This is a genomic window from Faecalispora jeddahensis, from assembly GCF_000577335.1.
Classification (GTDB): Bacteria; Bacillota; Clostridia; order Oscillospirales; family Acutalibacteraceae; genus Faecalispora; species Faecalispora jeddahensis.
In genome coordinates, this window is sequence record NZ_CBYL010000041.1 from 1 (window position 1) to 13,083 (window position 13,083).

General features: G+C 47.3%; 14 protein-coding genes. 7 read left to right on the forward strand and 7 right to left on the reverse strand.

What is annotated here, in order from left to right; all coding sequences use genetic code 11:
* The 6 genes from TY09_RS13870 to TY09_RS18650 all read left to right on the forward strand — a co-directional run.
* Positions 1-1,090: aminopeptidase (locus tag TY09_RS13870; protein WP_042435559.1), on the forward strand; the 1,090-nt coding region annotated here is incomplete at its 5' end.
* A 204-nt stretch (positions 1,091-1,294) separates the two neighbouring features.
* Positions 1,295-1,942 (forward strand): HAD family hydrolase, encoded by a 648-nt coding sequence (locus TY09_RS13875; RefSeq protein ID WP_042435562.1) that lies wholly within the window; start codon positions 1,295-1,297, stop codon positions 1,940-1,942.
* Positions 1,943-2,219: 277 nt separating this feature from the next.
* Entirely contained in the window at positions 2,220-3,128 is a 909-nt protein-coding gene (locus TY09_RS13880) for a 3-hydroxyacyl-CoA dehydrogenase family protein (RefSeq protein ID WP_242841504.1), read from the forward strand.
* A 493-nt stretch (positions 3,129-3,621) separates the two neighbouring features.
* Positions 3,622-3,897 carry a cation transporter gene (locus tag TY09_RS13885; protein ID WP_009059923.1) on the forward strand — a complete coding sequence of 92 codons (276 nt, stop codon included), beginning with the start codon at positions 3,622-3,624 and terminating at the stop codon, positions 3,895-3,897.
* Between the two features lie 138 nt (positions 3,898-4,035).
* Positions 4,036-4,221, forward strand: coding sequence for a hypothetical protein (locus TY09_RS13890; RefSeq protein WP_009059913.1), 186 nt, complete (start codon positions 4,036-4,038; stop codon positions 4,219-4,221).
* A gap of 12 nt (positions 4,222-4,233) precedes the next feature.
* The gene (locus tag TY09_RS18650) at positions 4,234-4,383 is read left to right on the forward strand and encodes a hypothetical protein (RefSeq protein WP_009059889.1); all 150 of its coding nucleotides are present in this window, start codon (positions 4,234-4,236) and stop codon (positions 4,381-4,383) included.
* 82 nt (positions 4,384-4,465) lie between these two features.
* Here the strand turns inward: TY09_RS18650 and TY09_RS13895 are convergent, their stop codons facing one another.
* Positions 4,466-6,559, reverse strand: a complete 2,094-nt coding sequence (locus TY09_RS13895; protein ID WP_009059925.1) for a sodium-translocating pyrophosphatase — start codon at positions 6,557-6,559, stop codon at positions 4,466-4,468.
* Positions 6,560-7,657: 1,098 nt separating this feature from the next.
* Between TY09_RS13895 and TY09_RS13905 the strand changes: the two genes are divergently transcribed.
* Entirely contained in the window at positions 7,658-8,443 is a 786-nt protein-coding gene (locus TY09_RS13905) for a hypothetical protein (RefSeq protein WP_042435568.1), read from the forward strand.
* 200 nt (positions 8,444-8,643) lie between these two features.
* Here the strand turns inward: TY09_RS13905 and TY09_RS18020 are convergent, their stop codons facing one another.
* The 6 genes from TY09_RS18020 to TY09_RS18025 all read right to left on the reverse strand — a co-directional run bounded on the left by TY09_RS18020 (position 8,644) and on the right by TY09_RS18025 (position 13,077).
* Complete coding sequence (locus tag TY09_RS18020; RefSeq protein WP_242841505.1) at positions 8,644-9,057, reverse strand: hypothetical protein; 414 nt, start codon at positions 9,055-9,057, stop codon at positions 8,644-8,646.
* A 117-nt stretch (positions 9,058-9,174) separates the two neighbouring features.
* Positions 9,175-10,848 (reverse strand): recombinase family protein, encoded by a 1,674-nt coding sequence (locus tag TY09_RS13910; RefSeq protein WP_042435571.1) that lies wholly within the window; start codon positions 10,846-10,848, stop codon positions 9,175-9,177.
* A gap of 84 nt (positions 10,849-10,932) precedes the next feature.
* Positions 10,933-11,196, reverse strand: coding sequence for a DUF6870 family protein (locus TY09_RS13915; protein WP_042435574.1), 264 nt, complete (start codon positions 11,194-11,196; stop codon positions 10,933-10,935).
* Between the two features lie 137 nt (positions 11,197-11,333).
* Complete coding sequence (locus TY09_RS13920) at positions 11,334-11,528, reverse strand: hypothetical protein (protein ID WP_013271011.1); 195 nt, start codon at positions 11,526-11,528, stop codon at positions 11,334-11,336.
* A 451-nt stretch (positions 11,529-11,979) separates the two neighbouring features.
* The gene (locus TY09_RS13925; protein ID WP_042435577.1) at positions 11,980-12,399 is read right to left on the reverse strand and encodes an RNA polymerase sigma factor; all 420 of its coding nucleotides are present in this window, start codon (positions 12,397-12,399) and stop codon (positions 11,980-11,982) included.
* Positions 12,400-12,888: 489 nt separating this feature from the next.
* Positions 12,889-13,077: a cysteine-rich KTR domain-containing protein gene (locus TY09_RS18025; RefSeq protein ID WP_013271013.1), complete on the reverse strand. Its 189-nt coding sequence runs from the start codon at positions 13,075-13,077 to the stop codon at positions 12,889-12,891.
* Positions 13,078-13,083: the final 6 nt, after the last annotated feature.

Genomic DNA, 13,083 nt, shown 5'->3' on the forward strand with positions numbered 1-13,083 from the left:
CATCGATTCCCCCCGCCTCGATTTAAAGCCCTATCCGCTGTATGAATCCAACGATCTGGCGCTGCTCAAGTCTCACTATTACGGCGGCATCAAGAAGTACCAGTGGACGGCCATTCCGCTCGCGATGCACGGCCGCGTTGTGAAGAAGGACGGCAGCTTCGTCGACGTGCGCATCGGCGAGGAGCCGGGCGAGCCGCAATTCTGCGTGACAGACCTGCTGCCGCATCTGGGCGCCGAGCAGATGTCGAAGCCGCTGGCAAAAGCGATCGAGGGCGAAAACCTGAACATCCTGGTGGGCAGCCGCCCGGTTCGTACAGAAACCGGTAAGGGCGAAAGTCTGTTTAAGCTCAATGTGATGCGCCTGCTCAACGAAAAATATGAGATCACCGAAGAGGATCTCGTTTCCTCCGAAATCGAGTTTGTACCCGCCTGGCACGCGCAGGACATGGGCTTTGACCGCAGCATGATCGGCGCTTACGGCCACGATGACCGCGTGTGCGCCTATCCGGCTTTGATGGCGATCCTCGACTGCAAAACCCCCGAGCATACCGCGATTACCGTTCTGGCGGATAAAGAGGAAGTCGGCAGCGAAGGCAACACCGGCCTGAATTCCTCGTTCCTGCGCTACTTTGTGGAAACACTGGCCCAGCAGGACGGTGTGGAAGCAAGAGATGTGTTTACCCGTTCCCAGTGCCTGTCGGCGGACGTCTGCGCGGCGTATGATCCCATTTATGCCAGTGCGTACGAACCGGCCAACTCCTGCTACCTGAATAACGGCGTTTCCGTGATGAAGTACACCGGCTCGCGCGGCAAGTCCGGCACCTCCGACGCTTCGGCGGAATTTATGGCTCAGGTGCGCAATCTGCTGTTCCAGAACAACGTTCTGTGGCAGACCGGCGAGCTTGGCAAGGTGGATGCGGGCGGCGGCGGAACCGTTGCCATGTTCATCGCAAACCTGAACGTAGACGTTGTAGACGTCGGCGTTCCGGTGCTTTCGATGCATGCACCGCTGGAGGTTACCGCAAAGCTCGATATCCACATGGCATACCGCGGCTTTAAGGCGTTCTTTGAAACACCCATCGGAAAATAACAGTAAACCATCCGGCAATCGGGTGGGGAGGGGCTCCCCTGCTAAGGGAGTCCCTTTTTGCGTTTGGCGCAGAAATCGGGCGAAACAGGGGACTGGCAAATCCAAAAATCCTGTGCTAAAATAGAATTCAAAAGAACCGGTTTCTGTTCGCGTCGAGGCCGGGGGCGGAAATGAAAATCATTGTAGAAAATCAATTTGGGGAGAATGCGTGTGAAGCAATTTCAGGGAGCGGTTTTTGATTTGGACGGGACACTGCTGGATTCCATGGGGGTATGGGAGCAGATCGACCGGGACACCTTGGGCCGCCGGGGAATTCCGGTGCCGGAGGATTATGCGCAGGCGGTGGCTTTGCTTGGCTTTTGGCAGTCGGCGGAGTATACGATCCGCCGGTTCGGGCTGCCCGACACGCCGCAGCAGCTGACGGAGGAATGGTATCAGATGGCGCAGGATGCGTACCGCTTTCGCGTGGAGCTCAAACCCGGGGCCAGGGAATACCTTTCCCGCCTGCGGGGGCAGGGCGTGCCGCTTTCTGTCGCGACCTCTTCCCATCGCGAGCTGTTTCTTCCCACGCTGGAGCGCCACGGGATTTTAGATTGGTTCGACGCGATCGTCACTGTGTCGGAGGTGAGCCGCGGCAAGGGTTTCCCCGACATTTATGAGGAGGCGGCACGGCGGATGCGGCGTCTGCCGCAGGAATGCGTCGTATTTGAGGATTTGCCGGATGCCCTGCGCGGCGCGCGGGACGGCGGCTTTTACACGGTGGGAGTGTTCGATTCTTACAGCAAGGACGAAGAAATGCGTCTGCGCCAGATGTCGGATCGCTTTATTTATGATTTTCGCGAGCTTCTGTAGCGTTTTTTCCGGCAGCAGGAGATCCTTTTGCGCAGTACGGCAGAAAATTCCCTCCTCCTGTTTCGGCAGAAAAGGGGATTGGATCGGAAAACGAAAGCCATCTATATTCGGCTTTGGTGAAAATCAAGCAGCTTAACGATCATTTTGTTGAATCAAGAGCAATTGATCCCCTGCCTCTGGTGGGGGATCAATTGCTGCCTGAAAGCTGTATGGTTATCGTTTAGAAAGGGTGTGGTTTTGATGCAAACAGAACAGATTCAAAAGGTAGTGATGGCCGGTGCGGGTACCATGGGAAACCTCGATGGCGCAGATTTTTGCGGCGCACGGATATGATACGGTGCTCTACAATCACCGGGAGGCAACGCTCCAAAAGGCACGCCGCATGGTCGAGCTGAATCAGGAGGCTTTGGTACTGAGCGGGGAGCTGTCCCAGGCGGAATCGGATGCCGTAAAGGCACGCATTCAGCTGACTTCAGACGAATCCTGCTTTCAGGACTGCGACGTCGTTGTGGAATCGATCGTCGAGAATATGGAAGCAAAGCATCAGCTTTGGCAGAAAATCTCGGATCTTGCGCGCGAGGATGCCATTCTGACCACAAATACCTCGGGGCTTTCCATTACCGAAATCGCAAAGGCCGTGCAGCGGCCCGAACGCTTCTGCGGAATGCACTGGTTTAACCCGCCGCACCTGGTACCGCTGGTAGAAGTGATCAAAGGGGAGAAAACGGAGGATCAGACGGCCCGCGTTGTGGCCGAGCTGGCGGAGCGAATCGGCAAAAAAGCCGTAACGGTCAAAAAGGATGCCAAGGGATTTATCGGTAACCGCCTGCAGACCGCGATTCTGCGGGAGGCTCTTCATATCGTGCAGTCCGGCATCGCCGACGCCGAGGATGTAGACAAGGCCGTAAAATACGGCATCGGGTTTCGGTATGCCTGCCTTGGCCCGCTCGAAACTGCCGATTTTGGCGGACTGGACATTTTTTATCATGTGGCGGAATATCTGGTGCCGGATTTGTACAGTTCACAAGAGGTGCCCGCTTTGCTGCGGGAAAAGTTTGAAAAGGGCGAGCTGGGCGTGAAAACCGGCAAGGGCTTTTACGATTACAGCGGTGATAAAGGGGAACAGGCAATCCGTGAGCGGGATGAGAAATTCATCCGTCTGTATCATGCACTGTACCAGAAATGATGAAATAAGCTTATACAATCCATACCAACTACACCGCCGGTTTCTCCAAAAAGGAGTGTGTAAGCGGAGCAAGCACGAAGCACGAAGTGCGATCTCTTTTCCTGGCCAACTGCCGGGTACTGCGGTGTGATTCCTGTCATTAGCTTTGATTCGGCCGCCCTGCTTTTGGGCGGCCGTTCTGGTTTTGCGCAGAGGTTCAAATTTTCTTTACAGTCTCTTCTTAAAACTCTCATTCAAACGCCATATTTCGTACACATCGCTCCGGTACACTGAAATCATCAAAAAACAATCTGTTGTTCCTTTCACATAAGATGTTATCGACGTTAAAATGCTTGCACGCTCCTCCTGTGAGGATCACAATACATTTTTCATCTTCCTTTCTGTGGAGCCGCCCTTTTCAAAAGGGCGGTTTTCCATATTGCGGCGGTCATTTCATCTTTAAAAATAGGAGCGCGCGGCAGTCGGTTTTTATCAAGCGTCTGTGCATATCCCAATGGCCAGCGCCGATACTATGGGCGAGGTGATGATTGTGTCAAAACAGAGCGCATATTTTAAAGTGCCGGGGCTTGACGGAAAGCATGAGATCAAAAAAATCAAGCAGGGGCTCGACGAAATCCCGGGCGTTTTATCCGTGAGTGCAAATGGCCAAAAGGATCAGGTTGCGGTCGATTACGACAGCAGCGGAACCAATGTATCCGCAATCGAAAAGCATCTGCGCAATATCGGTGTCGATGCCCAGCTGATCAGCAACCAGGATCACATCATGTGATGGATAATCCCGTCTTAAGCTGCTTTTGCACCCTCAAAAACGCGATAGTGATTCCGCTTTCTTCTGCCGAATCCCTCACTGGCGGGCACGGATAAACTCCATCAATCTGTGCAAGCTAATTTTGAGGTGATAGTTGTGATGGAAAGCGGTACAAACGGTCTGATTTATCCTTTTGCTTTTCGGGACCTTTTCGGGAAGGACTCCGGCCTGGAGAATGTTTTTTTATCCTTGCCGGAGGATGCGCAAAAGGCGATACTCAAGGAAGAAATCCGTTCTGAAGCGGATCTTCAAGATTGTATTGAAAGATATAAACTGAAACAATAGCGAGGAAATCATATGGGGCCCAAGAAAAATCAACGGATATGGCCTGCAGACGAAGACAGTGAAAAGCCGATTCCGGAGGATATTTATCCTGTCATCGACACCGATCTGGCGCGGGATAATCTGGAAAACAACATTCCCGATGCGGATCTGCAGGATTTATGATTCCGCTTATCTGAAAAGATAGTATGTATATAAAAACGCACTTCACAAAAGTGAGGTGCGTTTTTTGTGTGCAGGCCCAAGCTTAATGGAACAGGGACAGGGTGAGGAATAAGGTAGACATCAGGGAGGAAACAAGAGAAACTACAGTAATCTGTGTATTAATGGAAGGGCCCGCCGTATCTTTAAAAGGATCGCCTACTGTGTCGCCTACAACAGCAGCTTTATGTGCGCTGCTGCCTTTTCCGCCATTGTGCCCGGATTCGATGAATTTTTTGGAGTTATCCCAAAGCCCGCCGGCGTTGCTCATAAACAGAGCCAGCAGAAGTCCGCTGACGATGTTTCCAGTCAAAAATCCGCCGATGGCTTCCACACCGCCGACAAAACCGACGATAATGGTAGAAAGAATTGCCATCAGTCCGGCAGGGATCAATTCTTTGAGAGCACCGTGCGTGGCAATTTCAATGCACTTGTCATATTCGGGCTCCACATTGGGGTCTCCTTCTTTCAGGCCGGCGATTTCCCGGAACTGACGGTGGATTTCCGCGATCATTCTTTGCGCGTTGCGGTCAACACCCAGCATCAGCATAGCACTGAATACCGCGGGGATCGATGCGCCAACCAGCATTCCGAAAAAGACCGTGGGATTCATGATGTCGAAACCGGTAATCGGGACAAATCCGGCGATGGAAGCCCCCGCTTCGTTTACTTCACTGATAAAGGCGCCCAACAGGGCAATGACTGTCAGACCGGCCGCGCCGATCGCAAAGCCCTTGGTTACCGCTTTTACGGTATTTCCGGCACTGTCCAGCGAATCGGTAATATCGAGGACCTCGTCCCCTAAATCGCCCATTTCAGCCAGTCCGCGGGCGTTGTCAACAATCGGGCCATAGGCATCGTTCGAGATGATCATTCCCACGATGGAGAGCATACCCACTGCCGACATCGCGATTCCAAACATGGGGTAGCCGCCGCCCAGAGGCTCGCAGATTTTGTAAGCGGCCAAAGCGGAAATGCCGATGCCGATCATGGCGGGCAGAGTGCTGATGAATCCATAGGATACGCCGGAAAGAATGGTAAAGGCCGGGCCGGTTTCAGAGGCATTCGCGACCTGATGCACCGGAGGCTTCGTATCATCGGTAAAATAGTCGCTGGCGATGCCGATCACGACTCCGACCAGCAGGCCGATGATGCTGGCGCCCCAGATTCTCCATTCCAGATCGAAAAACCAGGTGGCAAGAGCGGTTAAAACAGCAAAGATAGCGGTGGTGACATATGTACTGCTGTTTAAGGCTCTGGTCGGATTCCCGTTTTTCCCCATTCTGGCGGTTGCCACGCCGATGATCGAGGCCAACAGACCGATCGCCGCATAGCAGAATACGGTAGCGGAATTTTGAGAGCCGCCGGCGGCCTTATCCAAAGAAACGGCCATTACCAGCGCCGCGGCCATAGAGGCGACGTTCGAATCAAACAGGTCCGCGCCCATACCGGCAACATCTCCCACGTTATCGCCGACGTTGTCTGCAATGACAGCGGGATTGCGGGGATCATCCTCCGGGATTCCAAGCTCGACTTTGCCCACCAGGTCGGCGCTGATGTCTGCCGTCTTGGTGAAAATACCGCCGCCCGCCTTTGCGAACAGAGCAAGGGAGCTTGCGCCGAAGCTGAAGCCTAACAGGGAAGTGGTGTTGTTCGTCAGAAAGAATACCAGAGAAACGCCCAGCAAAGTGCTGCCGACGACGGCCATGCCCATCACAGCGCCGCCGCGGAATCCGCACATGAAGGAGGGCTGGATTCCCTTTTGTGCCGCTTCGGCTGTCTTTTTGTTGGCAATGGTTGCGATTTGAATCCCGATTTTACCTGCCGCGGCAGAAAATACGGTACCGGCCAGGTAAGAAATCATCATGATGATATTGGGGATTACATTGCCTGTCCAAACGGGGGAAGGAAGAAACAGAAAGATCAGGACAGCCGCCGCCCCGGCGAATTTTGCCAGCACGGTGTATTCTTTTTTCAGGAATGTATTGGCACCGCCGCGAATCAATTCGCCGATTCTGGCGATTTGTACATTCGAGGATGGCTGTCGTTCAACCCATTTATACAGCCACACAGCGAAAAGAAAAGAGCATAGAGATACGATCACAGAAACAGCCAGGAATAGATTTACATTGTTTTTCACAGAATGTCAACTCCTTGCTTTGTTAAAAAAAAATCGAAATTGCCCATATTGTATCACAGTTGATGTCCGTAAACTATCTTAAAAAAACCTAATTATAAAATTATTAATTGTGTATTTTTCTGATTTTTTTTGAATTATCGAAATATAAACCAAACTTTTCATCAGAATTTTGACATTGCTGCATTTTCCATATTTCTGATCAGAAATATTTTCTGCCCTGTATGTGCGAAAAGATATACCTGAATTTTTGATGTTTATATTTCTTTGAGACAAACAAAAACAGTACAATCCTTTGGAGGATTGTACTGTTTTTTGTTGCCGATTTCAGTGTGGAATTACCTGAAACGCTCCTTACGAAATACCTCAATTGTTGCAATCACAATTATTTCCTTCACTTTTGTGATGAAAGACGGATGATCTGTGCACACTAAGGTCGAGGTGATAAAAATGAATAGTCAATATGATCAGAATGCCGAGATGCCGGCAGGATTGAGAATGGCGCTCACGGGAAATCTGGAAGCGTTGAACAGATTTTCGAATATGTCGCAGTTAGCGCAGGAATCTTTTATTTACGGGGCAAGGCACGTTTCCTCAAAAGAAGAAATGCAGTCATATGTGAACAATCTTGTGGAAGGCTCATATCAGGGATGAGCCTTCCTTTTTTATCATAAGCCCGCATTTGCTCTTTACTAGTGTGAGTTTGTGCTGTATTGCCAGTAATCGGATAATGATTCAAAGTGAAACGATACGCCTATTGTTTCATTTCTAATCTCATTGACAACAATGTCCATCGTGTTACAATTCAAGTAAGGCATTGAAAATGAAAATACTAATATAACGGAGCTAATGAATTAGCCTCCAAAATAAGTAAATTGAGGAAATAGTTCGTTTTACTATCTACCGCGATTTCAGGATCATAAGTCCGTATTTGCTACCCAAAACGCGGCCGCATGATCTATATCGCACTTAGACTGTTGCATGTTAACTCTTCGAAGATGGTAGAAAAGCTTTACGGAAAAAGGAAGCCACCACTCTGCAGCGTTTTTGATGGATACCTACATTCATCTTTTAAAAAATAAATGAAGCGGCGGGGATTTTATGAAACTACCAAAAAGAAAAGAAAGACTAACACAACTTTTAGAAGAGTATCAGATATGGTTTAAGACGATATTATCCTTTGCATTGACTGGCGCTGCTATCGCAGTGAGCATAGCTTCATGTAGTGTAGCAAGTTATCAGAATTACCTTACTGAATTGGCGATGAAAACAACAAATCTTGAAAAGCAACCTTTCTTTTCAATCAATAACAGCTACGACCTAGATAACATGGAATATTCATATGAAATAATTAGGAAGGGCGGTGAAATAAGGCAAGCAAACGTTAAGATCGAACCGATTTTACACTTTTTTATCATCCATGAACGTAAAGCTTATCAGGATGAATTTGTTTTATTACATAATTATTATAATTTCCACAACGGGGAAGACGATGATACCCTAATTGTTTTTAACGATAGAATGGTTAACAACGAGCATTCAAATGAATACTTTCAATCATATATGGGTTACTATAGAAACAATATTGGAGATTATTATGTTTCAAGGATAATTTATCAGGTAACTGTCGTCTACTATAACTACAAAAACGAGAAGGTAGAAAAGGTTTTTATGCTCAATCGAGCCGCCGAAATGATCATCAAAGAAAATGTATTGTTGTTTATTGATGATGAGCTTTTAGATAAATACGAGCTTGCTTTCAACAAGGGAGAAGTACGGGAGTTTGTCACGCCTAATTATTCAGCAGATGAAATAGTAAAACATATAAGGAATTTTATTGACGAATATGCGATTCGAAATGGGGCAGTCAATAAGCGGTCAACGTAATAAAAAGCTCGGAATTTGATTGCTTCCGATCGTCTGGCAACAACCTATCAAGGATAATCAAGTGATAATGTTTGATTCTATATGAGGAATAAAGCAAAATCCGAATCCAATGAAAGGATTCGGATTTTGCTTTATCTGTTTTCAGAAGTATTACCTTACCCACAAATTCAGAATTTTGCCTCATTCATATTGAAGATGATTTAATCACTTAACTGAACAAGAGTTAAAGAGCGGTTTATATAACCTAAAACAGGAAAATCTGTACTAATACTTACTCCTACTTCATCTCCTGCTGTTAGGGAAGCTTGAACGACAAACGTTGAACTGCTTCGATTAGATATCTTAAAGAAAGTAGTAGTGTCACCAAAAATCGGTGTACCATTGACAGTGATAATAGCATTCAGATATGGTTCGTCTGGATCTGGATCTGTGGTGGCTTCAGCGTTAATAGATATCGTGATTTGATAAATTCCGCTTTCTCCTGCCACTAATTCATTGCCCGATACACTGACTGTGACAGTACCCGATAAGGGGCCGACTACGCTGAATGGTACGGGTGTGAGTGTTGCCCCAGGTGTCTCAACACTACTTCCCCGTAAAGACCCAAAGGCCAAGACGACTTCTCCGGTTGGGCCAGTGGGACCTTCCGCGCCTGCCGCACCGGTTGGACCAGTGGGGCCAGTTGACCCGGTAATATTAGGAAAACAAACTGCCTTTTTATTAGCGGTCTGTTAAACCGCTTCGGATTGGGTGTTGATTTCTATGTATTCCATTACCCGGCGTAGTTCGTCAGCAAACTTAAACTTTACGCTGATGTTGCCGTTCTCATGTACCTTGATATGGTCTACAAGTTCAACCAAAACCTCTCTTGTCAGCTTGTCGATATTTTCAAATTTCTTGAAAACTACTAAGCAAGGACTTTCGGCGGTGATGCCGTTTTGCAATTCTTCACGCTCTGCATGGAGGTTTTTCAAAACTTCGCCTAAAGCAGCTATTTGCCGTTCGTAATCTTCGCTCATATGACGGTAGTCACTATGGGTGATTTCCCCGTCTTTCCAATCCTGATAAATGGATTGCTTGTAACGCATGATTTTGGAGCGTTCCTTTTCTTTTGCGTCTATCAATGTTTCAATCCGTATGGACTGGCTTTTTTGAAGCGGAGCCGTGCTGATATATTCCAAAGTATTTGCATAGTGTACTGCAAGATATACCTGTTGCTGAATGGCATACAGGACAGCCACTTCCAGCCGGTTATGCTTCACGGAATGTTTGGTGCAGGCTGTTTTTGACTGGTCTTTGTAGGTGCGGCAGAAATAGTACACCGTGCCTTTTACTTGACTACGGCTCATAGCCTTACCGCAATCGGCACAACGGAGAAAGCCACTGAACAGATAGAGTTTCTTTTTCTGGGGTGCGGTGCGGGTGTCACGCTTTAGCAACTCCTGCACTTTTTCAAAGATAGGCCGTTCTATGATTGGCTCATGGGTGTTCTCCACAATGTACCATTCATTTTCGGGAACCTGTTCCTGCGTATGTATTTTATAGCTTTTTACACGCTGGCGGCCTTGTACCATGTCCCCTACATAAAGGCGGTTTTTCAAAATGTCGCTTACGGTCTTTGAACTCCATAAAGGTCTTTCCGAACCACTCGGATTTTGATAGTTTAAGCCCTTGCTTTTTTTGTATTCGGACGGACACAAAATGCCACGATCATTGAGATTGTGCACTATGGCATTTTTACTCATGCCGTCCAGAAACCACTCATAAATGTTTTTTACAATTTCGGCGGCTTCTTCATCAACAATTAGAGCGTTTTTGTCCTTTGGGTTTTTCGTATAGCCATAAGCCGCAAAGCCGCCGATAAACTCACCATTGCGCCGCTTCATATCAAAAACCTGCCGTATCTTCTTTGAAGTCTGATAGCAGAAGTTGTCATTGATAACATTGGTAATCGGCACAATGAGATTGGAAATGCTGTCCGGGTTCAAGTAGCTGTCAATACCCTCTGCCAAACTGATAAACCTTACATTCATCTGTACAAACAGATTTTCAATCAAGCTCCCTGCGTCTGTATAGTTACGGGATAAGCGGGAGAGGTCTTTGACGATAACACAGTTTACCTTTTTGGCGTATATGTCAGAAAGTAATCTTTGAAAGCTGTCCCGGTTGGTGTCTGTTCCAGTGTACCCGTCGTCCACATAAGGCGGCTGGGTACTTTCAAACTCGTCTATGTGCTGCTGGTAATAATCATCAAGCAACGCTTTTTGGTTGGTAACGCTGTTGCTGTCGTCCTTTCCACGGTTTATGTCCTCTTTGGATAAGCGGATATATTGAGCGAGTTTCCAGCGGATAATTTGAGGAGCAGATATTTTTTCCTCAAAGCCCCTGTTTTTTGTTCGTGCCATGTGTCCTCCTTCCTATCACATTACACTTATATTATACCATTTCAGCATAATGCGAACAATGTTGTCGCGGCCTGTAAACTGGCTTTACAGGCCGCTTTTCTTGCGTTTGAGGAAGTCGGCAAACACATCTTGCAATGGGGGAGCGTTCTCTGAAAACTCCAGCTTTACGCCCATATCTCCCACACGAAAACAATAAGGATTTTTAACCGCCGCTATGACTTTCGCCGCACGTTGTTCCTGCGGCACAGTCGTATCAAAGGTAAAGCCGCTCACATCAACTAAATCCTCTTTGTTCACCGCTTCTATGTCTACGCTTGCCAACTCTGAAATTGGAATACGTTTCTTCAATCACAATCGCCCCCTCCTTTCCATGTATATGAAATGCTCTGATTGTCCTATGAGAAAACACAAACAGCCACCATTTTTATCAGCAAAAGTGATGGCTGTTAATCTTTCCTCATACTTCGGGCCAAGTTGGCCCGAAGTCAATAAGGGCTGTTCTGATAGTGGGTTTCCGCTTCCTCTATGCCGCAAGTATCGAAAACATAGTGAAGCTCTGAAACCACACGCTTTATATCGTCCGGGCTGAAATCACAGTTTTCCATAGCCCGAATGACATAGCCACGGCAAGCGCCGTTGCTCCATTGCTGATATAGCAATGACTGTAATTCCTTATCCATAGTAAAACTCCATTCATCAATCGGGAGTATGCCGCGCCGTTATAAGTCGGCTTGTCGTAAGACAGAAAAAGCGGCGCGGCACTCCCTTTATATAAAAAACGATAATCCGGACGGGCGGCGGCAACCGCCCTCATGGGAATTTCACCCCGCCCCATGCTGATGGCGCGACGGTCAATGCTGTGAAGCGTTCAAACCGTAAGTATCATTGTATCAATCAAAAGATTTTCGCTGGGCAGATTACCACATCTGTCTTGTCACAGTTAGTAGGAATCGCTCACGCTCCGTTTGGGTTTTCCCCCTTTCAACGGGCGGTCTTGGCGTACTCTGCGGCTTGGCTCCCTTTTGATTGAACGTATCCGGGTTATCGGTATTCAGTTGTCAAAGAACAGCAGACGGAGAAAAACTCCTTCTAATAGCCATGTGATTTGAAGCTCAAATTCGGAACTGGAAATCAAGACTTTTTTAAAAATTCCTCCATGCTTTTCAATCCTTTCTCAATAGCAACCCTGACTGCTTTTTCATTTACACCCTCTGCTCGTGCAATATCGGATTTACTCATGCCGAGTATGTAATGGGCATAAATTCGTTTTCCCTGCTTGTCCGGCAAGGAAGCGATTGCAGAGTGCAGTTGTTCGGCAGTAATTTTACGCTCGTAAATCTCACAAGGGGAAAGGGATACAAAAAGAATATCCTTTTCAATCCCGTCGTCAGCGTCCAGCGAATAGTGGGCCTTGTTATAGAAGCGGCGGCGAATGTAGTTTTTCTCCAAACGTTCCGCTTCCAGCAAAGCGTCCTTGATTACATCGGGTATTTCAACAAAGAAGTCGGAATTATAAAACGGGTAAAAATCCCGCAGATTGATTTTAGCCATAGGGCGTTCCTCCATTTCGATTTTTTAGGGAATAGTGAATCGAAACGGAGCGGGAGGGGAACGACAGCGGGGTCGGACTTCGGGCCAAGTTGGCCCGAAGTGACAAAGCTTGTCCCATACGTTGTCAGTGGAAAAAGGGTACAAAAAAACACCTTTACGCAAATTAGCGCGAAAGGTGTCGAACAAAAAATGGGCGCAATAGCCGCCCATTTTTTGATATAATATTTTTAAACTATGTAAATGAATTTTTTCTGCTATATTAAACCGTCACAATATGGCGGCGTTTCTCTCAGATAAAAAAACGCTTTGGGGCACATAAAAACCTCCTTATCCCAAAGCCGCCAGATTAAGAAGAATTACAGATATACTCTTTCCGGTATTTAAAACGGAAAATGACGGCTTTGTATGTCTGTTAAATTTGTCAGCAATCGTATAGCAGAAAATTGTTGTATGAAAAGAGCCGATAATCAAGAGATGTGTACTCATTGATTATCGGCTCTGCGTCTTTGCGTCTGGCTCTTTGATAACTGACATATTCAGTTGTCGCACATTGATTAGAGATTCTTGTTTGCATTTGGGACAGTATAGGGGGAAGTTTTCGAGTTTCGTATCTTCTCTAATTTTCAGTCTTGTTTTATTACCACATATAGGACATAGTAACCATTGAACTTCAATCATTATCAC

Coding starts and splice junctions, on each gene's coding strand:
- TY09_RS13875 (WP_042435562.1), top strand. CDS start 1,295: ATGCGTGTGAAGCAATTTCAGGGAGCGGTTTTTGATTTGGACGGGACA.
- TY09_RS13885 (WP_009059923.1), top strand. CDS start 3,622: ATGGCCAGCGCCGATACTATGGGCGAGGTGATGATTGTGTCAAAACAG.
- TY09_RS13890 (WP_009059913.1), top strand. CDS start 4,036: ATGGAAAGCGGTACAAACGGTCTGATTTATCCTTTTGCTTTTCGGGAC.
- TY09_RS18650 (WP_009059889.1), top strand. CDS start 4,234: ATGGGGCCCAAGAAAAATCAACGGATATGGCCTGCAGACGAAGACAGT.
- TY09_RS13905 (WP_042435568.1), top strand. CDS start 7,658: ATGAAACTACCAAAAAGAAAAGAAAGACTAACACAACTTTTAGAAGAG.
- TY09_RS13910 (WP_042435571.1), bottom strand. CDS start 10,848: ATGGCACGAACAAAAAACAGGGGCTTTGAGGAAAAAATATCTGCTCCT.
- TY09_RS13920 (WP_013271011.1), bottom strand. CDS start 11,528: ATGGATAAGGAATTACAGTCATTGCTATATCAGCAATGGAGCAACGGC.
- TY09_RS13925 (WP_042435577.1), bottom strand. CDS start 12,399: ATGGCTAAAATCAATCTGCGGGATTTTTACCCGTTTTATAATTCCGAC.
- TY09_RS18025 (WP_013271013.1), bottom strand. CDS start 13,077: ATGATTGAAGTTCAATGGTTACTATGTCCTATATGTGGTAATAAAACA.